This is a genomic window from Ferrovibrio sp. (assembly GCF_036381655.1).
In the GTDB taxonomy this organism is placed as follows: domain Bacteria; phylum Pseudomonadota; class Alphaproteobacteria; order Ferrovibrionales; family Ferrovibrionaceae; genus Ferrovibrio.
Map to the genome: position 1 here is coordinate 1 of NZ_DASVCJ010000047.1, position 23,772 is coordinate 23,772.

The 23,772-nt window shown below is 64.1% G+C and carries 24 protein-coding genes and 2 tRNA genes; 5 read left to right on the forward strand and 21 right to left on the reverse strand.

Annotated elements, in window-relative coordinates; all coding sequences use genetic code 11:
• Positions 1-202: diguanylate cyclase (locus tag VF194_RS09355; RefSeq protein ID WP_330890294.1), on the forward strand; the 202-nt coding region annotated here is incomplete at its 5' end.
• A 55-nt stretch (positions 203-257) separates the two neighbouring features.
• Here VF194_RS09355 and VF194_RS09360 read toward each other — a convergent pair.
• From VF194_RS09360 to VF194_RS09415, 12 genes are all read right to left on the reverse strand, one after another.
• On the reverse strand, positions 258-662 hold the full coding sequence (locus tag VF194_RS09360; protein WP_330890296.1) for a host attachment protein: 405 nt from the start codon (positions 660-662) through the stop codon (positions 258-260).
• A 144-nt stretch (positions 663-806) separates the two neighbouring features.
• On the reverse strand, positions 807-1,370 hold the full coding sequence (locus VF194_RS09365; protein ID WP_330890298.1) for a hypothetical protein: 564 nt from the start codon (positions 1,368-1,370) through the stop codon (positions 807-809).
• A gap of 14 nt (positions 1,371-1,384) precedes the next feature.
• Entirely contained in the window at positions 1,385-3,262 is a 1,878-nt protein-coding gene (locus tag VF194_RS09370) for a hypothetical protein (protein ID WP_330890300.1), read from the reverse strand.
• Positions 3,263-3,388: 126 nt separating this feature from the next.
• A complete protein-coding gene (locus VF194_RS09375) occupies positions 3,389-4,351 on the reverse strand; it encodes a universal stress protein (RefSeq protein ID WP_330890302.1) in 963 nt (320 codons plus the stop codon).
• 104 nt (positions 4,352-4,455) lie between these two features.
• Entirely contained in the window at positions 4,456-5,034 is a 579-nt protein-coding gene (locus VF194_RS09380; protein WP_330890304.1) for a DNA-3-methyladenine glycosylase 2 family protein, read from the reverse strand.
• Positions 5,035-5,111: 77 nt separating this feature from the next.
• Positions 5,112-6,359, reverse strand: coding sequence for an HD-GYP domain-containing protein (locus tag VF194_RS09385; RefSeq protein ID WP_330890306.1), 1,248 nt, complete (start codon positions 6,357-6,359; stop codon positions 5,112-5,114).
• A gap of 101 nt (positions 6,360-6,460) precedes the next feature.
• Positions 6,461-6,536: transfer RNA gene (locus VF194_RS09390), tRNA-Glu, on the reverse strand.
• A 47-nt stretch (positions 6,537-6,583) separates the two neighbouring features.
• Positions 6,584-6,659: transfer RNA gene (locus VF194_RS09395), tRNA-Ala, on the reverse strand.
• Positions 6,660-6,741: 82 nt separating this feature from the next.
• Entirely contained in the window at positions 6,742-9,426 is a 2,685-nt protein-coding gene (metH, locus tag VF194_RS09400) for a methionine synthase (RefSeq protein ID WP_330890308.1), read from the reverse strand.
• On the reverse strand, positions 9,423-10,502 hold the full coding sequence (locus VF194_RS09405; protein WP_330890310.1) for a homocysteine S-methyltransferase family protein: 1,080 nt from the start codon (positions 10,500-10,502) through the stop codon (positions 9,423-9,425). Before VF194_RS09405 ends, metH begins: the two co-directional genes overlap by 4 nt.
• Positions 10,503-10,513: 11 nt before the next feature.
• Positions 10,514-11,431: a methylenetetrahydrofolate reductase [NAD(P)H] gene (gene metF / locus VF194_RS09410; protein WP_330890312.1), complete on the reverse strand. Its 918-nt coding sequence runs from the start codon at positions 11,429-11,431 to the stop codon at positions 10,514-10,516.
• Positions 11,428-12,423 carry a metalloregulator ArsR/SmtB family transcription factor gene (locus VF194_RS09415; RefSeq protein ID WP_330890314.1) on the reverse strand — a complete coding sequence of 332 codons (996 nt, stop codon included), beginning with the start codon at positions 12,421-12,423 and terminating at the stop codon, positions 11,428-11,430. The genes metF and VF194_RS09415 overlap by 4 nt, the downstream gene beginning before the upstream one ends.
• A 194-nt stretch (positions 12,424-12,617) precedes the next feature.
• On the opposite strand from VF194_RS09415, the gene VF194_RS09420 reads away from it, so the two are divergent.
• Positions 12,618-13,238 (forward strand): ABC transporter substrate-binding protein, encoded by a 621-nt coding sequence (locus VF194_RS09420; RefSeq protein WP_330890316.1) that lies wholly within the window; start codon positions 12,618-12,620, stop codon positions 13,236-13,238.
• Between the two features lie 53 nt (positions 13,239-13,291).
• On the opposite strand, the gene phoB is transcribed toward VF194_RS09420, so the two are convergent.
• From phoB to hutG, 8 genes are all read right to left on the reverse strand, one after another.
• Complete coding sequence (gene phoB / locus VF194_RS09425; protein WP_330890318.1) at positions 13,292-14,011, reverse strand: phosphate regulon transcriptional regulator PhoB; 720 nt, start codon at positions 14,009-14,011, stop codon at positions 13,292-13,294.
• Positions 14,008-14,730, reverse strand: coding sequence for a phosphate signaling complex protein PhoU (phoU, locus tag VF194_RS09430; RefSeq protein ID WP_330890320.1), 723 nt, complete (start codon positions 14,728-14,730; stop codon positions 14,008-14,010). Before phoU ends, phoB begins: the two co-directional genes overlap by 4 nt.
• Positions 14,731-14,748: 18 nt before the next feature.
• The gene (pstB, locus tag VF194_RS09435) at positions 14,749-15,537 is read right to left on the reverse strand and encodes a phosphate ABC transporter ATP-binding protein PstB (RefSeq protein ID WP_330890502.1); all 789 of its coding nucleotides are present in this window, start codon (positions 15,535-15,537) and stop codon (positions 14,749-14,751) included.
• A 23-nt stretch (positions 15,538-15,560) separates the two neighbouring features.
• Positions 15,561-16,400: a phosphate ABC transporter permease PstA gene (gene pstA, locus VF194_RS09440; RefSeq protein WP_330890322.1), complete on the reverse strand. Its 840-nt coding sequence runs from the start codon at positions 16,398-16,400 to the stop codon at positions 15,561-15,563.
• A gap of 4 nt (positions 16,401-16,404) precedes the next feature.
• Positions 16,405-17,385: a phosphate ABC transporter permease subunit PstC gene (pstC, locus tag VF194_RS09445; protein WP_330890324.1), complete on the reverse strand. Its 981-nt coding sequence runs from the start codon at positions 17,383-17,385 to the stop codon at positions 16,405-16,407.
• A gap of 102 nt (positions 17,386-17,487) precedes the next feature.
• The gene (gene pstS, locus VF194_RS09450) at positions 17,488-18,519 is read right to left on the reverse strand and encodes a phosphate ABC transporter substrate-binding protein PstS (RefSeq protein WP_330890326.1); all 1,032 of its coding nucleotides are present in this window, start codon (positions 18,517-18,519) and stop codon (positions 17,488-17,490) included.
• A 224-nt stretch (positions 18,520-18,743) separates the two neighbouring features.
• Positions 18,744-20,141, reverse strand: coding sequence for an ATP-binding protein (locus tag VF194_RS09455; RefSeq protein WP_330890328.1), 1,398 nt, complete (start codon positions 20,139-20,141; stop codon positions 18,744-18,746).
• Positions 20,142-20,155: 14 nt separating this feature from the next.
• A complete protein-coding gene (gene hutG, locus VF194_RS09460) occupies positions 20,156-20,962 on the reverse strand; it encodes an N-formylglutamate deformylase (RefSeq protein ID WP_330890330.1) in 807 nt (268 codons plus the stop codon).
• A gap of 176 nt (positions 20,963-21,138) precedes the next feature.
• Between hutG and VF194_RS09465 the strand changes: the two genes are divergently transcribed.
• Entirely contained in the window at positions 21,139-21,792 is a 654-nt protein-coding gene (locus VF194_RS09465) for a TerC family protein (RefSeq protein ID WP_330890332.1), read from the forward strand.
• Positions 21,793-21,797: 5 nt separating this feature from the next.
• Here VF194_RS09465 and VF194_RS09470 read toward each other — a convergent pair whose 3' ends face one another.
• Entirely contained in the window at positions 21,798-22,712 is a 915-nt protein-coding gene (locus tag VF194_RS09470) for an alpha/beta hydrolase (protein WP_330890334.1), read from the reverse strand.
• 62 nt (positions 22,713-22,774) lie between these two features.
• On the opposite strand from VF194_RS09470, the gene VF194_RS09475 reads away from it, so the two are divergent.
• On the forward strand, positions 22,775-23,197 hold the full coding sequence (locus tag VF194_RS09475; protein WP_330890336.1) for a transcriptional regulator: 423 nt from the start codon (positions 22,775-22,777) through the stop codon (positions 23,195-23,197).
• A gap of 80 nt (positions 23,198-23,277) precedes the next feature.
• Entirely contained in the window at positions 23,278-23,766 is a 489-nt protein-coding gene (gene soxX, locus VF194_RS09480) for a sulfur oxidation c-type cytochrome SoxX (RefSeq protein ID WP_330890338.1), read from the forward strand.
• The last annotated feature ends 6 nt before the right edge of the window (positions 23,767-23,772 follow it).

Sequence of the window (23,772 nt, forward strand, 5' to 3'; positions counted from 1 at the left end):
CAGTGGCGGCGACATCGCGGCTGGCGTCACGGCCGTGGCGTCGGGAATCCGGGTCACGGTGAGCGCGGGTGTGGCGGAATGCGTCAGCCGGGAACAATCCCCGGCCGATGTCATCAAGGCGGCCGATGAAGCGCTTTACAAGGCGAAACACGCGGGGCGCAATCGCGTGCAAAGAGCGGCCGGGGTGAAACGGGCGAAGTGATGGAGCGGCATCGGTAGCGCCGTCAGCCTGCCTTGCACGGCATTCAGAAGGGCATTCAGAAGCGCCGCGACAACTGCCGGCGTGCCTCGCGGACGGGAAGACTGACGAGATTCTCGGCAACGGCCACGGTCAGCTTGCGCTTGGTCGCGGAATCGAGCGCGGCTTGCAGGAGCTCGAGAACGTCGGGCGATGCCACCAGGATCAGGCCGTCGAAGTCGCCGCGCTTGCGCGCGATTCGCAGTTCACGCGCGAGGCGGTCGAGGAAATCGTCGTCCGGCACCCTGCCGGCAGTATCCTGAAGTTTCTGCATGGCCGACGGCAGGCGCAGTTCACGGCCGTTCCGTTCGTCGCTGCCGCCAGTACGGGTCAGGTCGCGAATGCTCTGCCAGCCGGCGCCGCCGATGCGCGCGAATATTCGCGCGCGCTGCGTGTCCGCGAGTACTGCCCACTCGGTTCTCATCGGCTCTCCCCTGGTAACGGCCAGCGCGCCCCTTTTCGACGCGGCGAGTCTACTCCTGTAACAGGTCGATTCAAGCCGGGCGATCCTGCAGGAAAAAACAAAACGCCGCCCTGAGGCGGCGTTTCGAGTCCGCGGAGGCGGTGTTCAATGACGGGTGATTTCCTGTTCCGCCTTCATCACCGCATCCTGGTCCTGCACGCCGGTCGCCGCCTGGGTGCCTTCCTCGCGCAATACCTTGCTGTGCTTCTTCGGTTCATCACCGAGAAGAAGGCCGGCTTCGCGGGTAACGACCGTCCCGTTTTCCTTGACGGCCCGGATGACGACGCGCAATTCGCGCGCCGCATCGCTGCCCGGAGTGACCTTCAACGGCATGGTGACCGCCTTGTTCGCGGCCACGCCGTTCACGCGCTTCTCCATGAGCCCGTTGGAAAGTACTGTCAGTCCCGCTTCCGGTTTCAGCAGCACGTCCAGGCTTCGAAGCGGCAGCGCGCTGTGAATCGACAGCCGGCCGGTGCTTTCCGTGCCGGCCTTTAATGGTGCATCCATGACGACATCCACGGAGATCGGATGCGACGGCTTGCCGGGCGATCGATACGGCATCGCCGATGTCGCCTCCGGCAATTCGGCAACCGGCTTTGCAGCGGCCGGTTGCACCAGGGGCGCGACAAGGAGCGTGCCCGAGATGGCGGCAATAATCAGTCTGCGCATGTTCATTCCTCCGCTCACTGCTGTACGAACGTGAGATCGAGACAGACGCCATCACCGCCGGTGGCATTGTCATCGTCGACGTTGAGATATTCGACGGCTTCGATCGTGTACAACTCGCCGGCGACCAGCGCAACCGTTGCCGTCTCGATGCCCGGACCGACGCCATCCGGATTCGGATCCGCCGCGGAGTTGTCGACGCCGGAAGCGGGCTCCTCCTGAACGAAATCCGCCGTGACAGGTTCGCCATTCAGGGCGATGAAAAAGTCCGGATCCGTGTTGCCGGGCGCGGTACCGCCGAGATTTCCGTTGTTCGCCGAACCATCCAGCGTCACCAGCCAGTTATCGCTGGCCGGCACCTGGAATGTCATGAAGCGGCGCGCGCCGATGCGGTTGTATTCGTTGCCGGCATCCGCGTATTCGTTCGTGCCGCAGACGACCGTTGTCGTCCCGCCTGCGACAGCCGCGGAAATGTCCGTGTAGATCGGCGACACGTAGCCCGCCCCCGCATCGGCATCCGGCGGCGCTTCATCGGCCTCGTCATTGCCGCGGCCAGCGCCCCACTCGTCCGTGATTATCGAAATATCATGCGACTTCACCACCGCATCGATCGCCGCCAGCGTTGCCACGTCGGCGGCAAAATCCTGCTTCAGGAAATGAATCAGCGGGAAGATGCTGGTGGCGGCCGCGGTGTTGCGCTGCTCGTCGGTCAGAACGGCGTGCAGCGGCGCGAAATCGAGTGCCGCGATGTCATCGTCGCCCACGCCACTGTCATAGAGATCGTAGAGAATCTCCTGGACTGACGACTCGTTCCACCAGCCCGGGTTGGTTTCCGTCTCGTCGTCGACGTTGAACGAAAAGCCGCCCGCCTGGCCGGAGCCGGACGTGTCGACGTAAACCGGATCGTCGGTCGCGATACCCGACCAGGCGTTGCCCCAGCCTTCGCCGAAGGCAACCCGCATATCCAGCCGGCTGCCGCCGGTGTGCTGTCCGCCGATGGAATCGGAACGCGCGAACGCGTCCTCATAGTAATGACCCCATTCGTGAACAATGATGTGGTCGTCGTATTCATCGGTGTCGCCGTCTTCACCGCCGAGAATGAAGATGTTGCGTCCGTCACTGCCGCCGAAATTCGAGAAGAAGCTCGTGCCCACGCAGCCGTCGGCGAACGGAAACGGCTGATCGCTGCTGCAGGCCAGGTTTTCCGGGCTCCAGTTGACCATGAGCGCCGGGAAACTGGCGGCGGGTTCCGCGCTCATCACCTTGAGCATCGCCGTGTAAATGGTGTCCATGATCGCGAACGGGCCGGCGGCGCGATCGTTGGCGTAGGACGAACCGTCCCAGCCGGACCCGGCACGCAGGTTCACCGTGGCGCTGCCGGTGCCGCTGTCGAAATCATCGCCTTGCACTGCCCAGACGGCCTGGCCGTTCGTGTTGTCAACGATCTGCAGGTCCCACGCGGGGCCGCCCGTGGCGGCAGTCAGCGCGCGAACACGGATCGCCACATCGACGTTCTCGGGCACGGACAGGCTGTATGCGCCCGAATCGTCCGTTACCCCGGTGTCATAGACACTCGAGCCGTCCGGGCAGATCGCCTGGATTTCCGCCTGGCGGATCGGTCGGAGCTTGGCGGCATCGTAATCGAGGTAGGGGCCGGAGGCGCCGCCTTCGACTGCCGGTACGAATTCGTACTTCGCCTTTCCGTCAATGACGACGTTGCCGGTACCGTCGCAGTTGTAGACGATCGCCGGATTCTCGTCATCGTCGTCATCGTCGTTGTCGTTGTCGGTGTCGGTACCGCCGCCACCACCACTACCGCCGCCGCAGGCGGCAAGGCTGGAAGAGGCCAGCAGGACATAAAAAAACCGCCGCAGGCGGAAGTTGTTCGGATTCATGACTCTCGATGCTCTCCCCAGAACTGTCGGAAGCTGGAAATTAACTGGTATCGGCGGCAAGTGCTACTGCAATTTCCTGCTGAAATACTGAAATCAATAAGGAAAAGGCTCATATTTGAGCGGGATTTACCCATTCCCGAAGCCTCGCTCCCGGCCGGCAAGCTCGGCTTTCAGCGTTTCCGCAAAACCCGCCGGCTTGATCGCCAGCACATCACTGTTGATGCTGTCGAGAATATCCTCCGCCGTGGCCCCCATCAGCACCCGTTCCAGTCCTGTGCGTTGCGCGGTTCCCAGCACAACCAGATCCGCGTTGATGTCCTCGGCCAGCGTGGCGATCACTTCCGCCGGCGGTCCGGCAAGCAAATGCATGCGGCCGGCCGGGACGCCGTACTTCTCGCCCAGAGCGATGAAATCCTGCCGGTGTTCGTCGCGCAGCTCCTCGAACAGCGCCGTGCCGATGCCGGCCAGCCCCGCATCCGGCGGCGGCGTGGCCGCAGCTCCGTACTGCCATGCGTGGACAAGGTGTACCGGCGCATCACACTGCCTGCCCAGGATCAGTGCCGCGCGCAGGATTGCGTCGTTGAGTCCGGCCGGCTTCCCGTGCGTATCGAAGGGGTCGACGGCGGCGAGAATGCGCTGCGGCCACGTGCTGGAATGCGGACTGACCACAAGCAGCGGCGCAGGACACAGGCGCAGCAGGTGCCAGTCAACCGGGGTGAACACCGCGCGGGAGAACCTGCCCGTCTCGGCGGCATCCTTGATGACGATATCCGGCGCCTGCCGCATCGCCTGGCGCGAGATTTCCTCATAGGCGGGTTTGTGCCATGCGGCAATACCGGCGGCCCGCATGCCCTGCTCCTGAAGTTTCGCGACCTCGAAGTCCAGCCAGCGGCGACGCACCGCAAGAAAGCCCTGCACGGCCTGGGCATGGGTCCCGGGATCGAGAATGCGCGCACGTTCCACCGCCGGGTTGTGATCCACGAGCAGCAATATCAGTGATGCGCCCGTCTTTCCGGCCAGCGCCACGCCCCGCTGGAACGCAGTGCTGTGGCGCATCCGCGTGTCGACGACGATCATGATCCTGTCCATGCGCTTCTCCGCTCGCTCTCCCTCTACTGCAATGTCAGCGGGATGGGCGGATTTCAAGGCATTGCACCCGAACCGGCGCAACAGGCATGCAAACGGGCGAAAAATCAGCCTGGCAGGCTTTCCGGCGGCAAATCGGCCGCTCTCCACAGATACCAGCTGGCAACGGAACGAAACGGCCGCCAGACTTCGCCGCGCGCCGCAAGCACCGCGGCATCGGGTTCGCCGCCGTAAACACGGCAGAAACCGCGATGTACGCCGAGATCGTTCAGCGGCAGGATATCTGGCCGTCCCAGCGCGAAGATCAGCAGCATTTCCACGGTCCAGCGCCCGACGCCGCGCACGGCCGTCAGACGCGCAATGATTTCCTCGTCATCCATGCCGCGCAGGCGGCGCAAGGAAGGCACCGTTCCGTCCAGCACCCGTTCCGCGAGATCGCGCACCGCGCGGGACTTGTTGTTCGACAGGCCCGCGGCGCGCAACGCGGTGTCATCGACCGTGAGGAACTGCGCGGGGGAAGGATGGCCGCGGCCGGGAAACAATTCCAGGACACGGCGGTGGATCGTCGCGGCGGCCTTGCCGGAAAGCTGCTGATAGACAATCGAGCGCAGCAAGGCGGGAAATGGCGCTGCGGGACGGCGTGGAACCAGCGTGAACGGACCGGCCTTGCGGATCAGTTCCCGCATTGCCGGATCGCGGCGCAAATGACGCAGGGCGGCGGCGGGTTCATAAGCGAGAGGGTTCGCGCGCGGCATTGGATCCGTCAGTTGAGGCGCATTTCTTCGGCGGCAATGGACGCGATATCGATGCCGTAATCGGCCGGCGCAACAACGCGCGAAACCGTCCACGCCTGCGCGCTGCGCTGCCCGGAAACCGTCGCGAGGTTGACCAGTTTGCGTGGAAAGACGTTCCTGCCATCCTCATCGCGGACGAGCAGGATCAGCGGCTTGAGACGCGCATCGGGGTTCGAGGAAACAACGACGCCAAGCGCGCCGGTGTCGAGCAGCACGAGACTGCCGATCGGATAGATGCCGACGCACTTGATGAATTCTTCCATCAAACGCTTGCCGAAATCCGATTCGGCGCGCTTGTGCATGGCGGTCAATGCATCCTGCGGCGTCATTGCCTTGCGGTATACCCGTTCCGTCGTCATCGAATCGTACATGTCGGCGATGGCGACGATGCGCACCGGCTCGCGGATCTCGTCGTCCTTGAGCCCGTCGGGATAACCGCTGCCATTCACGCGCTCATGATGATGCAGCACGATGTCCAGCGCGGGCGCCGGAATTTCACGCGTGAGTTTCAATACGTGGTAGCCATCGCGCGGATGCTTCTTGACGATCTCGAACTCGTCTTCCGTCAGATTGCCCGGCTTGTTGAGCACCGCGTTGGGCACGCGGGCGATGCCAAGGTCGTGCAGCAACGCGCCCATGCCGACCTCTTGCAACTGTTCCAGCGGATAGCCGAGGTGGCGCGCGAATGCCAGCGCGAGAATCGACGTGTTCAGACAGTGCGCCGCCGTTGCTTCATGCTGCGTCCGCAGATTCGTCAGCCACAGCGCGGTGTTCACATTCGAGGAAATCGTGGTGACAAGTTCGCTGACGATCGCCTTCGCGTCCTCGGTTTCGACGCTCTTGCCAAGGCGCATGTCATTGAAAAAACGGATTACCCCGTCGGTGGACTTGCGGAAGGATTGCGTGGCGTGGCGCAGATTGCTGCGGAAGCTGTCGGCACTGCCCTGCTGTACGCGCTCGGCGGTCTGCCGGTCGGTTTTGCCCGTGGCGTCCGCGGTCGTGCCGACCGCGTCGATCAGACGGCGCACTTCATCGCTGTCCCTTGACTTCACGTCATCGATGAACACGTAATTGCAGTGCTTGCGGAGCGTTTCGAGATCGTCTTCCGTCTCGACGAGAAAACCCTGGAACAGAAACGGACTTTCCAGCCAAGGGCGGTCCAGCGCGGCGATGTACATGCCCACCCGTATCTGCTCGACATCCAGCTTGATTCGCACAACACCCCCCCGGGTCAGACCTTCCGGAAAAAGATACGCCATCCCCGCAGGGGATGTCACCGGATCTGTTCAAGGCTTTCCGAAACAAACGAGAAGAGAAGTGGCGTCCCCTAGGGGATTCGAACCCCTGTCGCCGCCGTGAAAGGGCGGTGTCCTAGGCCTCTAGACGAAGGGGACGCAGAGAACTGCGTCGTGGAGTCCAAGCTCCGGTAACACTTTCATTTTGGTGGAGCTAGGCGGGATCGAACCGCCGACCTCCTGCATGCCATGCAGGCGCTCTCCCAGCTGAGCTATAGCCCCACGCGAGGAGGCGGCATTCTGCTGTAAGGCCCCATTCAAGTCAAGCCTGAATCTGCGGTGATTCCGGCGTGAAATGCGCGTGTCATGCGCTTGCGCGCCGCGGTTGTCCGCGCGTTTCACCCGCCGTTTCGGCGGAAGATTCATCCGGCGTGTAGGCAAGCGACGGCGCCAGCCATTGCTCGGCCAAAAACAGCGAAACGCCGCGCCGCCGGGCGTAATCCTCGACCTGTTCGCGCGTGATCCTGCCGACGCCGAAATAGCGCGCTTCGGGGTGCGAGAAATAGAAACCGCTCACCGATGCCGCAGGCCACATCGCGAAGGACTCGGTGAGCTCGATGCCTGCCGACGCGTGCACGTCCAGCCATTGCCACAGCGGCTGCTTTTCCGTGTGATCGGGACAGGCGGGATAACCGGGCGCCGGCCGGATGCCGCGATAACGTTCCGCGATCAGAGCGTCGTTGTCCAGGTGTTCGGCCGGCGCATATCCCCAGATCTCACGCCGTACGCGCTCATGCAGCCACTCCGCCGAAGCTTCCGCGAGCCGGTCGGTGAGCGATTGCGCGAGTATCGCCGTGTAATCGTCTTTCGCGGCGCGGCAGGATTGCACGAACGCATCGAGGCCGATGCCCGCGGTCACCGCGAAACCGCCGAGCCAGTCGCGCGGACCCTCGCGCGGCGCGACGAAGTCCGCGAGACAGCGATTGGGCTTGCCTGCCGGACGCTCCGTCTGCTGGCGCAGGAAATGAAATACGTGAGCAACGCTCTGCCTTGTTTCATCCGTGAACACTGCTACATCGTCACCCTGGCGCGCGGCCGGATGAATGCCCGCGACGCCGCGCGCCTGCACGACATTGTCGCGAATCAGCCGGTCAAGCAGCCGGCGACCGTCGTCCAGCAGCGTGCGCGCCGCCGCGCCCTGCTCCGCGTGCTCGAGAATGCCGGGATAACTGCCGCGCATTCCCCAGGCCTGGAAGAACGGCGTCCAGTCGATGTACTCGCGCACGACACCCAGCGGAATATCGAATGCGCGCGTGCCGGTGTGGCGCGGCACGGGCGGCACATATGTTTCCCAGTCGGTGGCATGCGCGTTCGCACGCGCATCGGCCAGGGAAACGAAAATCTCCTTCTGCACGCGCCCTGCGTGCTGCTCGCGCACCGTGGCGTATTCCTGCTTGAGTTCGCGGTGCTCGCCTTCCGCGTTGCCGAGCAGCCGCGAAACGGTCGCGATGCAGCGCGATGCATCCTTGACGTAGCTCACCGTGCCCTTGTACGCCGGATCGATCTTCACCGCCGTATGGCTGCGCGACGTCGTTGCGCCACCGATCAGCAGCGGCAACTGAAAATTCTGGCGCTGCATCTCGCGCGCCACATGCACCATTTCATCCAGCGACGGGGTGATGAGACCCGAAAGCCCGACGACGTCCACGTTCTCGGCGCGTGCGGTATCGAGAATCTTCTGTGCCGGCACCATCACGCCGAGATTGATCACCTCGTAGTTGTTGCACTGGAGCACGATGTCGACGATGTTCTTGCCGATGTCATGCACATCGCCCTTCACTGTCGCGAGCAGCACCTTGCCCTTGGCGCGCGCGCCCGCGTCCTTTTCCGCTTCGATGAATGGCGTGAGATACGCCACCGCCTTTTTCATCACGCGCGCGGACTTCACCACCTGCGGAAGGAACATGCGCCCGTCGCCGAACAGGTCGCCGACAACGTTCATGCCGTCCATCAGCGGACCTTCGATGACGTCGAGCGGCCGTTCCACCTGATGGCGCGCCTCCTCCACGTCCTGGTCGATATAGTCGGCGATGCCGTGCACCAGCGCATAGGTCAGACGCTCGCGGACATCCTTTTCGCGCCAGGACAGATCGGCTTCCTGCGTTTTGCCCTTACCCTTGAACCGCTCGGCAATCTCCAGCATGCGCTCGGTGGCGTCCTCGCGGCGATTGAGCAGCACATCCTCGACGCGCTCGCGCAGCTCCGGATCGATATCCTCATAGACCGGCAATTGTCCGGCATTGACGATCCCCATATCCATCCCGGCCCGGATGCCGTGATAGAGGAAAACCGCGTGCATCGCCTCGCGCACCGGCTCGTTGCCGCGGAACGAGAAGGAGACGTTCGACACGCCGCCCGAAACATGGGCATGCGGCAGGTTCTCGCGGATCCGCCTGGCCGCCTCGAAGAATTCGGCCGCGTAGTTGTTATGCTCCTCGATGCCGGTCGCCACCGCGAAAATGTTCGGATCGAAGATGATGTCTTCCGGCGGGAAGCCTACCTTCTCGGTCAGCAGCTTGTAGGCGCGGGCGCAGATTTCGTATTTGCGGTCGGCGGTATCGGCCTGGCCCTGCTCGTCGAAGGCCATCACCACGGCGGCGGCGCCGTAGCGCAGCACTTTGCGGGCATGCTCCAGAAACGGCCCCTCGCCTTCTTTCAGGCTGATCGAGTTGACGATCGCCTTGCCCTGCACGCATTTCAGGCCGGCCTCGATCACCTCCCATTTGGAGCTGTCGATCATGATCGGCACCTTGGCGATATCGGGCTCGGCCGCGATCAGATGCAGGAACTTCTCCATCGCCGCCTTGGAGTCGAGCATGCCCTCGTCCATGTTGACGTCGATGATCTGCGCGCCGTTCTCGACCTGCTGGCGCGCGATGGCCAGGGCGGCTTCGTAGTCGTCGGCCTGGATCAGCTTGCGGAACTTCGCCGAACCGGTGACGTTGGTGCGTTCGCCGATATTGATGAAAACCGGAATTTGCTGGGTCATGCGGCAGAGGCGGTGAAAGGTTCGAGGCCGGACAGGCGCAAGGCCGGCGGGATTTCGGGGATCTTGCGCGGCTTCAGGCCGCGCACGCTGTCGGCGATCGCCTTGATATGCTCCGGCGTGGTGCCGCAGCAGCCGCCAACGATGTTGACGAGTCCGGCCTCGGCCCATTCGCGCAAATGCGCAGCCGTGGCATGCGGCGCCTCGTCGTATTCGCCGAACTGGTTGGGCAGCCCGGCATTGGGATAGGCGCTGACCGGCACATCGGCGACGCGGCTCAATTCGGCGACATAGGGCCGCATCTGCTGGGCGCCGAAGGCACAGTTGAGGCCGACCGAAAACGGCTTGGCATGGCGCAGTGAATTCCAGAAGGCTTCCGTCGTCTGGCCCGACAGCGTGCGGCCGGAGAGGTCGGTGATCGTGCCCGAGATCATCAGCGGCCATTGCTCGCCGAGTTCGTCGAACAGCTCATAGATGCCGAACACGGCCGCCTTGGCGTTCAGCGTATCGAAGATCGTCTCGACCAGGAGAAGATCGGCGCCGCCCTCGATCAGACCGCGCGCCTGTTCCTGGTAGGCCGCTTTCAGCTCGTCGAAGCTGATGTTGCGGAAATCCGGCCGGTTGACGTCGGGCGACAGCGAAGCCGTGCGGTTGGTCGGCCCCAGGGCGCCGGCGACGAAGCGCGGCTTGTCCGGATTCTTCGCGGTGTATTCGTCCGCCGCCTGACGGGCCAGGCGGGCGCCTTCGCGGTTGATCTCCGGCACGGCCGCTTCGAGGTGATAATCGGATTGGCTGATCCAGGTGCCGCTGAAGGTGTTGGTCTCGATGATGTCGGCGCCGGCTTCGAGATATTCGCGATGCACATCGAGAATGACATCCGGCCGGGTGATGTTGAGAATGTCGTGGTTGCCCTTCAGGTCGCCATCGGCGTCCTTGAAGCGCTCGCCGCGATAGTCGGCCTCGGTCAGCTTGCGCCGCTGCAGCATCGTGCCCATGGCGCCATCGAGAACGAGGATGCGCTGCCTGGCGGCGGCATATAGCGCGGTGCGGCGAACCTTGCGATCGGACCAATCGGTCATGGCATTCTCCCTCACGCCGCCGCTTCGCCGGCCTTGATCGCCGGCGGCCGCACGCCCAGCACATGGCAGATCGCATAGGCCAGGTCGGCACGGTTCAGCGTATAGAAATGGAATTCGTCGATGCCGGCCGCCAGCAGGCGGCGGCATTGCTCGGCGGCGACATGCGCTGCCACCATGCGCCGCGTCTCCGGATCGTCGTCCAGGCCGTCGAACATATCGGCCAGCCAGGCCGGCACGCTGGCGCCGCAGGAGCCGGAGAAGCGGACGACCTGCCTGAAATTCGTCACCGGCAGGATGCCCGGCACGATCGGCACGGTAATGCCGGCCGAGCGGGCCCGGTCGAGGAAGCGGAAATACACGTCGGTGTCGAAGAAATACTGCGTGATGCAGCGCGTGGCGCCGGCATCGACCTTGCGCTTGAGGTGTTCCAGTTCCAGCCGCGGCGAGGTGGAATCGGGATGCCCTTCCGGGTAGCAGCCGACGCTGATTTCGAAATCGCGGATTTTGCGCAGGCCGGCGATCAGCTCGGTCGAATTGGCATAGCCGTCCGGATGCGCAACGAATTTGCCGGTGCCCTCGGGCGGATCGCCGCGCAGGGCGACGATATGGCGGATGCCGGCGTCCCAGTAATGCTGCGCCACCTCGTCCACCTCGCCCTTGGCGGCGCCGACGCAGGTCAGATGCGCCGCCGGCTTCAGCCCGGTCTCCTTCAGGATGCGCACGACCGTGTTATGCGTGCGCTCGCGGGTTGAGCCGCCGGCGCCGTAGGTGACGGAAACGAAACGCGGGTTGAGCGGCGCCAGGCGCATGACGCTGCGCCACAGGCTCTCTTCCATCTCCGCCGTCTTGGGCGGGAAGAATTCGAACGAAATCTTCAGCGGGCCGGGACGGCGCGCGGCATAGGCCGAGCTATCGGGGATGAGCGTCATGCGGCGGCACTCTTCTGCGAGGACGGGATGGCGGCGGCAGCGCGCTTGCGTGCATGCCAGATATGGACGGTCAGCGGCTGACCCGGCAGGGCGATCACCGGATCGGTCTGCAGTCCGGCCTGCTGGCACCATTGCCGCAGTTCGGCATCGGCAAAACCAAGCCGGCGATGGGCATGGCGGGCGCGCAATTCTTCCAGGTCGTGCGGCGCGAAATCGACCACGACAAGCTGGCCCTCGGGTTTCAGCACGCGGGCCGCCTCGGCGATCGCCTTCTGCGGCTCGTCGGCAAAATGCAGCACCTGGTGGATCACGGCGGCATCGACGCTGTTCGGCGGCAGCGGCAGGGCATACATGTCGGCTTGGCGCACCTGGCAATGGCGGATACCGGCGCGCTCCAGATTGGCGCGGGCGATCGCCAGCATCTCGCGGCTCAGATCGATCCCGAGGCCATGCTTGACCGAGGGCGCCAGGATCTCCAGCAGCCGGCCGGTGCCGGTGCCGATATCGAGCAGGTCTTCGATCGGGCCGTTATCGCCGATCAGCCTGGCCACCGCGCTTTCGACCTGCGCCTCATCGACATGCAGCGAGCGGATCGCCGACCATTGCGCGGCGTTGTCGCGGAAATAGGCCTCGGCCGCCTCGGCCCGGGCGCGCTTGACCGCCAGCAGCCGCTCGGCATCGCGCGCCAGCGTCATGTCGTTCGCCGGCAGCAGCGCATTGAGGGCATGCACCAGCGGCGCACCCGGCAACCGCCCGCTGACGCGGTAAAAGGCCCAGGTGCCTTCCGGCACGCGCTCGAGCAGGCCGGCCTCGCAGAGCAGTTTCAGGTGGCGCGAGACGCGCGGCTGGCTTTGGCCAAGAATCTGCGTCAGCTCGGTAACCGTCAGTTCGCCCTGGGCGCAGAGCGCCAGCAGGCGCAGCCGCGTCGGCTCGGCCGCCGCGCGCAATGCCGCCATCAGGATATCCAGGGTCAGGGTCGGTTCCGGGCTCATCTTGCGTTAGATATAAACATATCTTTATGTATTTGTATAGATTGATATTGCCGCGCCGCTGGGAAAAAAGAGCATGGCCTTATCGGGGTGGGCGAGCTATCTATCTGTTCGCCATCCGGCCATATCGTGGCGGCAAAACCTATTTTCGTTCTGAGTGTTACACAAATATGCGACAACCATCGGCGATATCGACCATGTCTTTCATCAGCCTGCAGCGCCGCAGCTTTTTCGGCGCCCTCGTTGCCGTCGGCCTTGGCCTGCTGGCCGCCGCCCCGGCCAGCCGGGCGGCACCGGCAGCCAACGACTTCGTGCGCCAGATCGGAACGGAGACCCTGGATGCGCTGCGCGATCCGAGCCTGACCGACGAGAAGCGCGAGGCGCTGGTCCGCAACCTGCTGGACTCGCATCTCGATCTCGAATCCGTCGGCCGCTTCTGTCTGGGCCGCTACAGCCGCAGCCTCAACGACGCCCAGCGCCAGGAATACAGCGGCCTGTTCAGGGATTACCTGGTCAAGGTCTACTCGCAGCTTCTGGCGCAGTATAACGGCGAGACGCTGGATGTCCGCCCGACCTCGCAGCAGGCCGGCAGCGAGACGCTGGTCGAATCCTTCATCAACCGCCCGAGCGGTCCGCCGATCCGCGTCGAATGGAAGCTGCACGACAAGAGCGGCAAATTGCTGCTGACCGATGTGATCGTCGAAGGCGTGTCGATGGCCTTCACGCAGCGCCAGCAGTTCGAATCGGTGATCCAGAATAACGGCGGCAAGGTCGACGCCCTGTTCAGGGCCATGAAGAAGCAGATCGCCCGCCGCTGAGCGATCTTCCAGCGGCGCGTCGGCCCTGGCGCGTCGGGCCTGGCGCGTCGGCCCTAGGCCGGCAGCGCCGCCGAGGGCGTCAGTTCCAGAGCGTAGCCGGCCGAGCGGACGGTACGGATGATGTCCGTCTCGTTATTGGCGTTCAGCGCCTTGCGCAGCCGGCGGATATGAACATCCACCGTGCGCTGCTCGACATAGATGTCGCGGCCCCAGACGGCATCGAGAAGCTGATCGCGCGACAGCACGCGGCCGGGGTGTTCGAGGAAATAGCGCAGCAGGCGGAACTCGGTCGGGCCGAGGTGCACGTCGCGGCCATTGCGCGTGACCTTATGCGTCGCCACGTCCATCACCAGCCCGCCATAGGTCAGCACTTCCTCGGCCAAAGCCGGACGGATGCGGCGCAGCACGGCGCGGATGCGGGCCAGCAATTCGCCGGGCGAAAACGGCTTGGCGATATAATCGTCCGCGCCGGCATCCAGCCCCCGCACGCGGTCGGCCTCCTCGCCGCGCGCCGTCAGCATGATGATCGGCACGTTGCGCGCATTCGCATCGCGGCGCAGCTGGCGGCAGACCTCCAGGCCGGAGAGCCGCGGCAGCATCCAATCGAGCAGGATCAGATCGGGCAGATGCTCGGCGACCTTGAGCAAGGCCTGCTCGCCGTCGGTCGCCTCGTCGACGATGTAATTCTCCTTTTCGAGATTGTAGCGCAGCAATGCCAGCAGCGCCGCCTCGTCCTCGACCACCAGAACGCGCGGCCTGATCGCCAGGCTCATGGCTTACCTCCGGGCGCGGACAATACGGCGTAGGCAGTGGCGTCGCCCTTGGGCCGTTCGCCAGACGGCATCTGCCCCTTGACCGTATAATGGATCAGCTCGGCGATATTGGTGGCATGGTCGCCGATCCGTTCGATATTCTTGGCAATGAAGAGAAGATGCGTGCATGGCGTGATCGAGCGCGGATCCTCCATCATATAGGTCAGCAACTCACGGAACAGGCTGGTATAGAGTTCGTCCACTTCCTCGTCGCGGGTCCAGACCGCATTGGCCTTGGCGGCATCGCCGGTGATATAGGCGTCCAGGGTATCCTTGATCAGCGCCTGCACCAGCGCCGCCATGCGCGGAATCGCATGCACGGGCCTGACCAGCGGCGACTGATTCAGCGCCACGCTGCGCTTGGCGACATTGGCGGCATAATCGCCGATCCGCTCGATCTCGGATGAAATGCGCAGGGCGGAAACGATGACGCGCAGATCGTTGGCCAAGGGCTGGCGGCGCGCCAGCAGCTCGATGGCGAGATCGTCCACCTGGTTGCGCAGCGCGTCGATCTTGGCATCGTTCTGCACGACCTGATTGGCCAGGTCGCTGTCGCGCTTGACCATGGCCTCGACCGCATTGGCCAGCTGCGATTCCGCCTGGCCGCCCATCTGCACGATCAGCGTGGCCAGCCGGCGCAATTCGTCGTCGAAACTCTGGACTATGTGTTGGGTTGGCATCGTTCAACCTCGTCTGGCTCAGCCGAAGCGGCCGGTGATGTAATCCTGGGTCTGCTGCTTGCCAGGATGCGTGAAAATCTGCCGCGTCTCGCCGAACTCTATCAACTCGCCGAGATACATGAAGGCGGTGAAATCGGAGGTACGGGCGGCCTGCTGCATATTATGCGTGACGATCGCGATCGTGTAGTCATCCTTCAATTCGTCGATCAGCTCCTCGATTTTCGCCGTCGAGATCGGGTCGAGCGCCGAGCAGGGCTCGTCGAACAGGATGACCTCCGGCCGCACCGCCACCGTGCGGGCGATGCAAAGCCGCTGCTGCTGGCCGCCGGACAGGCCGAGCCCGGACGAGTTCAGCTTGTCCTTCACCTCGTTCCACAGCGCGGCGCGGCGCAAGGCGTCCTCGACCCGGTGATCCATCTCGTCCTTGCCGATGCGCTCGTAAAGCCTGATCCCGAAGGCGATGTTCTCGTATACCGACATGGGAAACGGCGTCGGCTTCTGGAACACCATGCCGATCTTGGCGCGCAGCAGGTTGAGATCCTGCCTGGGATCGAGAATGTTCTCGCCGTCGACGATGACGCGGCCCTCGGCGCGCTGCTTGGGATACATCTCGTAGATTCGGTTCAGCACGCGCAGCAAGGTCGACTTGCCGCAGCCCGAGGGCCCGATGAAGGCGGTCACCTTGCGCTCGTACAACGGCAGGCTGATCCCTTTCAGGGCCCTGGCGTCGCCGTAATAAAAGGCGAGATTCTCGATCGAGACCTTCGGGGTCGGGGGATCGCAGGCCGGCACGGCCTGGTCCGCCATGACGGAATCTGCTGTCTGAAGATTCATTTGCTGGACTTCCTTCCGGCCAGGGTGCGGGCGCCGATATTCAGGGCAAGGATTGCCGCGGTGATCAGCAAGGCGCCGACCCAGGCGAGCTTCTGCCATTCTTCATACGGACTCAGCGCGAATTGGAAGATCGCCACCGGCAGATTCGCCATCGGCGCGTTCATATCGAAGCTGGCGAACTGATTGTTGAGCGCCGTAAACAGCAGCGGCGCGGTTTCGCCGCTGATGCGGGCCACGGCCAGCAGGATGCCGGTGATAACCCCGTTGCGCGCCGCGCGATAGGCGACCCGCCGGATCACGAAATAGCGCGGCGCCCCCAGGGCCGTCGCCGCTTCGCGCAACCCGTTCGGCACGAGGTTGAGCATGTCTTCCGTCGTACGCAGCACGACGGGAATGACGATGATCGCCAGCGCGACCGCCCCGGCCCAGGCCGAGAAATGCCCCATGGTGATCACCATCGCCTGATAGACGAACAGGCCGATGATGATCGACGGCGCACTGAGCAGCACATCGTTGATGAAGCGGACGACCATCGACAGCTTCCGCCCACGGCCGTATTCCGCCAGATAGGTGCCGGCGAGGATGCCGACCGGCGTGCCGATCGCGGCGGCGATCGAGGTCATCAGCAGGCTGCCGACGATGGCGTTGCGCAAGCCGCCATCCTGACCCGGCGGCGGCGTGGTCTGGGTAAAGACCTGCAGGTTGACGCCGCTCAATCCCTCGAGCAGCAGGGAAGCCAGGATGAGAACAAGCCAGGTCAGGCCGAAACCGGCGGCGGCGATCGAGAGGATCACCAGCAGCCGGTTGAGCAGGCGCCGTCTCGCATAGAGCGTCATGGCGTCACGCTCCCTTCAGGTTCATGCGCAGCAGCATCAGCCGCGCCGCCGCCAGCACCAGGAAGGTGATGACGAACAGGATAAGCCCGAGGGCAACCAGCGACGAGGTATAGAGATCGCCAACCGCCTCGGTGAATTCATTGGCAATCGCAGCCGAAATCGTCGTACCCGGCCCGAGGATGGAGGCGTGGATCCTATGCGCATTGCCGATGACGAAGGTCACCGCCATCGTCTCGCCCAATGCCCGGCCCAGACCGAGCATGATGCCGCCGACCACGCCGCCCCGGGTATAGGGCAGCACGACATGGCGGGTGACCTCCCAGGTGGTGCTGCCCAGGCCGTAAGCCGCCTCCTTGAGCACCGGCGGCACCGTCTCGAAGACATCGCGCGTCACGGCGGTGATGAACGGCAGCACCATGATCGCGAGGATGAGGCTGGCGGTGAAAATGCCGATGCCGTAGGGCGGCCCGGCAAAAAGATCCTGCAGCAGCGGCACGTCGCTGAAAGCGGAGATCAGGAAAGGCTGGACATGGCGCTGCATGACGGGCGCCAGCACGAACAGACCCCAGATGCCGTAGATGATGCTCGGGATGCCGGCAAGCAGCTCGATGGCGATGCCGATCGGGCGGCGCAGCCAGAGCGGGCATATCTCGGTGAGGAATATGGCGATGCCGATGCTGACCGGCACGCCGAGCAGCATGGCGAGAAAGCTGGTGATCAGGGTGCCGTAGACCGGGGCGAGTGCGCCGAACCGCTCCTTGACCGGATTCCAGGCCTCGGTGGTGAGAAATCCGAAGCCGAATTTGGCAAAGGCCGGCAAGGCGCCCTCGGCCAGCGCGACAATGACGCCGCCGAGCAGGATGAGGACCGCAAGCGCCGCCGCCAGCGTCAGGCCGTGAAAAACCCTGTCGGAAGGGGCGAAGCGACGGGAGATCGCTGCACGCTGGCTGGCCGTCGATGGCGGCGTCACTGCGAAATCGGTCACCGTTGCCTCTTGTCCGTCAACACTCTGCAGCCCTTCGGCCATTCCTGCTCGCTTACCAAAATCGGGACGGCCGGATGACGCGGACCGGCCGTCCCGGCGCATTTACTTGTTGGCGATCTGGCTGGACCAGGTCTCCTCGACCAGCTTGACCACCGAATCCGGCATCGGGATGTAGTCCAGTTCCTCGGCCATCCTGTCGCCGTTCCGGTAGGCCCAGGCAAAGAACTTCGTCGCCTCGGCCGAGGCGGCCTTATCCTGCGGCTGTTTGTACATCAGGATGAAGGTCGCGGCGGTGATCGGCCAGCTCTTGTCGCCGGGCTGATCGTTCAGGATCACGGCATAGCCCGGCGTGCCCTCCCAGTCGGCATTGGCCGCAGCCGCGGCAAAGGCCTCCGGGGTCGGAGCCACCTTCCTGCCCGCCTTGTTGATCATGGCCATGTAGGTCAGCTTGTTCTGCTTGGCGTAGGCGTATTCGACATAGCCGATGGCGCCGTCGGTCTGGCTGGTCATGTTGGCGACGCCCTCGTTGCCCTTGGCGCCGATGCCGGCCGGCCACTGCACCGCGGTGCTGGCGCCGATTTCATCGGCCCATATCCTGCTGACCCGGGACAGGTAGTCGGTGAAGTTGAAGGTGGTGCCCGAGCCGTCCGAGCGATGCACGATGGCTATCGCCTGCCTGGGCAGGTCCACGCCCGGATTCAGCTTTTTGAGGGCCGCGTCGTCCCAGCGCCTGATCTCGCCCATGAATATCTTGGCGAGCGTCTCGCCGTCGATGGCGAGTCGGCCCGGCGCGATGCCCTTGAGGTTGACCACCGGCACGATGCCGCCGATGACCATCGGGAACTGCACCAGACCGGCCTTTTCGAGTTCGCCGGCCTTCAGCGGCGCATCGGAGGCGCCGAAGGTCACCGTTCTGGCCTTGATCTGCTTGATGCCGCCGCCCGAGCCGATCGACTGGTAGTTCACGGCGATGCCGGTTTCCTTCTTATAGGCATCCGCCCATTTGGCGTAGATCGGATAGGGGAATGTCGCGCCGGCACCGGAAATATCGGCCGCCTCGGCATTGCCGAAGCCGATGGCCGTAACGAATGCGACCGCCGCCGCCTTCATTGCGATGGATTTGCTGTGAAACACAGGTTTTTCCTCTGCTTGTGACATCCAGGCCCGATCTGCCCGATCGAACCGCGGCGGAAGATAGGGATGTCATATGACGGGTAATTTGCAGGAATATGACAGTTGCAATAATCGTCGCCCGCTCCGCATGGATGCCGGTCGGCAGCGGCAGGAAAAACGCCGGTTTTTCCAGTTCGCTAAAATACTTGCTCAGTATTCCCTGGGGGCTGATTCCCGATGCGCTGTCACGATGCGGCCGAGATCGGCAGGCGGACAAAGAACGTGCTCCCCTGCCCCGGGCTCGACTCGATGCTCAGCCGGCCGCGATGGCGATTGAGAATGTGTTTCACGATCGCCAGCCCCAGGCCGGTGCCGCCCAAATCGCGACTCCGCGCCGAATCGACGCGATAGAACCGCTCGGTCAGCCGCGGCAGATGTTCGCGCGGAATGCCCTCGCCGTGATCGCGCACGGCGACTTCCAGCCAGTCGGGATCGAGCCGGGCCAGCCGTATGTCCACCGGCGTTTCCGCGCTGCCGTATTTGATCGCATTGTCGATCAGATTCTGGAAAACCTGCATCAGTTCGTCGCGGTCGCCACGGATCGGCGGCAAGGTCTCGTCCAGGTCGAGGTTGAGCGGCATCTGCTTCGCCTCGGCCTGGGGCTGCAAGGCCGCCACGGTGTCGCGCAGCAGCGGCGCCAGGGCCACGGCATCGGCAGGCCGGTCATGCTCGCGCAACTCGATCTGCGACAGCGAGAGCAGATCCTGGACCAGGCGCGACATCCGCCCGGCCTGCTCGCGCATGATGCCGAGAAAACGGATGCGCGCGGCTTCGTCGTCCTTGGCCGGACCGAGCAGCGTCTCGATGAAACCGACCAGCGAGGAGAGCGGCGTGCGCAATTCATGGCTGGCATTGGCGACGAAATCGGCGCGCATCTGCTCGGCCTTGCGCAAGGCGGTGACGTCATGCAGCGCCAGCACGGCCACGGCCCCCTCGCGCGTCGCAGGCAGCGCGAATGCCCGCAACGAGAAGCTGCGCCCATCCGGAACCGGCAATGTAAGCTCCGCCCCGACCAGTCCGGTATCGCCGCGCAGTACGGTATCGGCGGCATCGAGTACGACGGGGTGCCGCAATGCGACGGCAAGGTCGTGGCCGACCATGCCATCGCCGAAGAACTTGCGTGCCGCGACATTGGCGCGGGCAATGCGGCGGCGCGTATCCAACAGCAGGATCGGGTCGGGCAATGCGTTCAGGATGGCATCGGCGGTCGTGCTCTGCAGCGCGACCTGGCCTTTTTCATCCAGCAATGTCTGGCGCAGACGCTCGACGGCAATGCCAAGCGCGCCCAGCATGGTAAGCGCGTTCCGTTCCGAGGCGGCCTCGTCGACCTCGCCGCCGATGATCTCGTCGGTGCTGCGCAGCACCAGCCATGCCGCGCGGGTATGCCAGATGGCGAACGCGCCGACCACGGCAAGCTGGGCCAGCAGCAATCCCGCCGCCGCGCCCGGCGAGAGGGCGTCGCCGAGATAGGCGAGCCAGATGACGATGGCGATCGGCAGACCGAGCATCAGAAACAGCGTCAGTCCGCGCGTCAGCAGGATGCGCCAATGGCCATTATCGTTTCGATCGCCGCTTTCGGACATGCCGCCTCGGTTCCTCAAGCCGGCTGCCAGCGCAACAGCGTTTCGACCAGCCGCCGCAGCACCGCGATCAACGGCGCGGCATGCTGGGCGTCCCAAGCCTCCGGCCGGGTTTCGTCCATGTAACAGCGCTGGCCGATCTCGAGTTGCAACGCATGCACGCCGTCGGCGGGCCGGCCGTAATGGCGGGTGATATAGCCGCCGATGAAGCGGCCGTTATGAACATGGCTGAAACCCTGCGCCGCGGCCAGCACCGCTTCGGCCTGCCCGGCCAGCCCGGGGGCGCAGCTTCGGCCGTTATTCGTGCCCAGATTCAGATCCGGCAGCCGCCCGGGAAAGAAGCGCGGCACTTCGGAAGGGATGCTGTGGCCGTCGAGCAGGATGGCGAAGCCGTGCCGCTGGCGGATCGCGGCCAGCTCGCCTGCCAGCCTGGCGTGATACGGCTGCCAGTATTGCGCCACACGTTCGGCAATCTCCGTCTGATCGGGAGGAGCGGCGCCCTCGTCATAGATCGGCGCGTTGTCGAAGCTGCGGGTCGGGCAGATTTCCGTCGTATCCGCGCCGGGATAGAGACTCTGGCCGGAGGGATCCCGGTTGAGATCGACGACGTAGCGCGACTGCGTCGCCACCAGCAGGCCCGCGCCGAGCGCCGTCGCAAAGCCATAGAGCTTTTCGACATGCCAGTCGGTATCCGGCAGAGCCCGCGCAGACGGGCTGAACCGCCTGCGCAGATCGTCCGGCAATCCGGTGCCGGCATGCGGCACGCTGATCAGCAGCGGCGTGCGCGCGGGAACAAGAGTGAACAGGGGCGTATCGGCGGGCATGGCGTCCATAGGTAACAAAGGCGCGGATCGAGTCCAAGTCGAACCCGCAGCCGCGGCGGCAAATTGCTGATCTGGCAATATTGTGCCGGCGCGATATTTGAGGCTTTGGAGCCTTTCTCCTAACATGCGGCCTTTGCACGATTCATTCCGCCGGCGGGCGACGCTCAGGTTATTCGATGGACATTTCCCTATTCGGCCACACACTCGGCGCAGCGCAGCTCAGTGCTTTCCTCCAGGTGATCATGATCGACGTCATCCTGTCGGGTGACAATGCGATCGTCATCGGCATGGCCGTCGCCGGCCTGCCGCGGCATCAGCGCAACAAGATCATCGTCTACGGCATCATGGCGGCAACGGTACTGCGCGTGCTGTTCGCCGGCATTGCCGTGCAACTGCTGCAGATCATCGGTCTGACGCTGGCCGGCGGCATCCTGCTGCTCTGGGTGGCATGGAAGATGTGGCGCGAATTGCGCGCGCAAGCCAAGGCGGACAAGGACGAGGATTCGCCGCATGCCGAGGCCAAAAAGCCGCCGCCCAAGACCCAGCGCGAAGCGGTGATGCAGATCGTCATCGCCGATCTGTCGATGTCGCTGGACAACGTGCTGGCGGTCGCCGGCGCCGCCAGGGAGCACCCCTACATCCTCGGCTTCGGCCTCATCCTGTCGATCGCGCTGATGGGCGTGGCGTCGAAGTTCATCGCCCGCCTGCTCGACCGCTTCCACTGGATCGCCTATATCGGCCTGCTGATCATCGCCTATGTCGCGTTGCGCATGATCTGGGATGGCGGCTGGCAGGTCGCGCCCGCCGTCGCGGCGCTGGTGACGGAGTAGCGGCGCTACTCCGTCCAGAATGACGCGATCGCATCGGCCAGATCTTCGCCGTAGAGATCCTGGAACATGTGATCGGCGCCATCGACGGTCACGAGCCGGAAGCCGGCCGTCTTGGCAACGCCGGCCAGCCTTTGCGGCAGGTTGCGCACCACTTCGTCGCCGCCGGCGGCGACCAGCAGCACCGGACGCTTTATCCCGGCCAGCTGGCTCGGCGCGTCGTTGCGCCCGTCCGTCGCGTGATAATCGACGAAACTTGCCGCCGCGACCTTGGCCTTCGGGCAATAGAGGAAATCCGTATCGGTCAGCAGTTCATCGCCCTTGCCGGCCCTCACCATTGCCTCGGCCTTGGCCAGCGCGGCGTTGAGATCGGCGCCGTAATGCGCCTTGTAATCCTGCGCGGCAGCGGCCAGATCGAAGGTCATCGGCGCCACCAGTACGATCTTCTTGATCGCCGGGTTCAGCCTGTCGCCGGCGCTGGCCGCGTAATGGGCCACTTGAGCACCGCCACGCGAATGACCGAGGATGCCGATGCTGGCCGCGCCCTGCTGCTGCGCCCAGGCAACCCAGGCATCGATCTCGCGCAGCGCCTGCGCATTGCTGTGGCGATGCGGCTGCGCGCAATCATACATCCCCTTGCGATCCGAGATGCCGAGCGACAGCGTGATGGCCAAAGTCGAAACGTCGCGCTGGGCCAGGCCCTGTTGCAGCGCCCGCATGATCTCCATGCGGCTATGCGCGAGCGTGCCATGTACCAGAATCAGCAGACCGTCCTTGATGCTCTTGCCGCCGGCAAGGGCGAGTTCGCCATCCAGGCCGCGGCCGTCCTGCACCAGGCGGACCGGCTCGGCGCGGGCGGACAGCGCGAACAGCAGCAGGACAGAGGCAGCGAAAGGCAAGGCTTGGCGCAAAAAACCACGCATCGATGTTTCCTCCCATGAAAACAATTGATCGTACTCGGAAGATCAAATAACATTCCAGAGATATGATTTTCCGCATTGCACAATTTTTGTCTGTTCTTACACTGACGATTATGGCCATTGCGCCGGCTCGGGCACAGCCGGCACAACTGGTCATGTTCGAGCGAAGCGACTGCCGCTGGTGTCTGGCCTGGCATCGCGAGGTTGGAGGGGGCTACCCCCTTTCCGACGAAGGAAAAACCGCACCGCTGCGCCGCGTCGATCTCGACGGCGAGCGGCCCGGGGATCTGGCAAAATTGGCGATTCTATATACCCCAACCTTCGTGCTCGTGGCCTGTGGGCGCGAAACCGGCCGAATCACCGGCTATCCCGGCGCGGATTTCTTTTATCCGCGACTCGACAACTTATTGGAACAAATGGAATCCGCCGCTAAACAGGGCTGTGCGGATGTTCCGCAAGGGAAATTACCCATTGCAAATGTAGAATGAGTTCTGTTATGGACGGTCGAACAGCAGCAACAATGCTGACCGGGTCTCCGTCGAATGAGAGGCGCCGAATGGGAGGAAAGATGCGGCAGATCAGCTTTGCAATAACCAGTCTTGTGGCGACCGCCGCGATATCGGCAGCCTTTTTGGCGCAGCCGGCCCGGGCGCAAGAGGGCAAGGTCAACGAACCCGGCCTCGTCAGCTACGAGATCAAGGATTACCAGATCCCGAAATCGCTGACCGGCAAGCCGGGCGATCCGGCCCAAGGCCGCAAATGGGCGATCACCAGCGGAACGGGCAATTGCGTAATCTGCCACCGCCTGCCGATCCCGGAAGTGGATTTCCGCATCGGCAATATCGGGCCGGACCTGACCCATGTCGGCGCGCGGCTGAGCCCGGGCGAAATCCGCCTGCGCATCGTCAATCCGAAAGTGGTCAACGAGGATACGATCATGCCCGCCTATTACCGCGTGAGCGGCCTGACGCGGGTCGACCCGAAGCGTGCCGGCAAGCCGATGCTGACCGCCGAGCAGGTCGAAGACCTCGTCGCCTATCTGTCCAGCCTGAAATAACCGGCG

Bases quoted from the DNA above. Each gene is read 5' to 3' on its own strand.
- VF194_RS09360 (WP_330890296.1), bottom strand. From the start codon at position 662: ATGAGAACCGAGTGGGCAGTACTCGCGGACACGCAGCGCGCGCGAATA.
- VF194_RS09365 (WP_330890298.1), bottom strand. From the start codon at position 1,370: ATGCGCAGACTGATTATTGCCGCCATCTCGGGCACGCTCCTTGTCGCG.
- VF194_RS09370 (WP_330890300.1), bottom strand. From the start codon at position 3,262: ATGAATCCGAACAACTTCCGCCTGCGGCGGTTTTTTTATGTCCTGCTG.
- VF194_RS09375 (WP_330890302.1), bottom strand. From the start codon at position 4,351: ATGGACAGGATCATGATCGTCGTCGACACGCGGATGCGCCACAGCACT.
- VF194_RS09380 (WP_330890304.1), bottom strand. From the start codon at position 5,034: ATGCGGGAACTGATCCGCAAGGCCGGTCCGTTCACGCTGGTTCCACGC.
- metH (WP_330890308.1), bottom strand. From the start codon at position 9,426: ATGACCCAGCAAATTCCGGTTTTCATCAATATCGGCGAACGCACCAAC.
- VF194_RS09405 (WP_330890310.1), bottom strand. From the start codon at position 10,502: ATGACCGATTGGTCCGATCGCAAGGTTCGCCGCACCGCGCTATATGCC.
- metF (WP_330890312.1), bottom strand. From the start codon at position 11,431: ATGACGCTCATCCCCGATAGCTCGGCCTATGCCGCGCGCCGTCCCGGC.
- VF194_RS09415 (WP_330890314.1), bottom strand. From the start codon at position 12,423: ATGAGCCCGGAACCGACCCTGACCCTGGATATCCTGATGGCGGCATTG.
- VF194_RS09420 (WP_330890316.1), top strand. From the start codon at position 12,618: ATGTCTTTCATCAGCCTGCAGCGCCGCAGCTTTTTCGGCGCCCTCGTT.
- phoB (WP_330890318.1), bottom strand. From the start codon at position 14,011: ATGAGCCTGGCGATCAGGCCGCGCGTTCTGGTGGTCGAGGACGAGGCG.
- phoU (WP_330890320.1), bottom strand. From the start codon at position 14,730: ATGCCAACCCAACACATAGTCCAGAGTTTCGACGACGAATTGCGCCGG.
- pstB (WP_330890502.1), bottom strand. From the start codon at position 15,537: ATGGCGGACCAGGCCGTGCCGGCCTGCGATCCCCCGACCCCGAAGGTC.
- pstA (WP_330890322.1), bottom strand. From the start codon at position 16,400: ATGACGCTCTATGCGAGACGGCGCCTGCTCAACCGGCTGCTGGTGATC.
- VF194_RS09455 (WP_330890328.1), bottom strand. From the start codon at position 20,141: ATGTCCGAAAGCGGCGATCGAAACGATAATGGCCATTGGCGCATCCTG.
- hutG (WP_330890330.1), bottom strand. From the start codon at position 20,962: ATGCCCGCCGATACGCCCCTGTTCACTCTTGTTCCCGCGCGCACGCCG.
- VF194_RS09465 (WP_330890332.1), top strand. From the start codon at position 21,139: ATGGACATTTCCCTATTCGGCCACACACTCGGCGCAGCGCAGCTCAGT.
- VF194_RS09470 (WP_330890334.1), bottom strand. From the start codon at position 22,712: ATGCGTGGTTTTTTGCGCCAAGCCTTGCCTTTCGCTGCCTCTGTCCTG.
- VF194_RS09475 (WP_330890336.1), top strand. From the start codon at position 22,775: ATGATTTTCCGCATTGCACAATTTTTGTCTGTTCTTACACTGACGATT.
- soxX (WP_330890338.1), top strand. From the start codon at position 23,278: ATGCGGCAGATCAGCTTTGCAATAACCAGTCTTGTGGCGACCGCCGCG.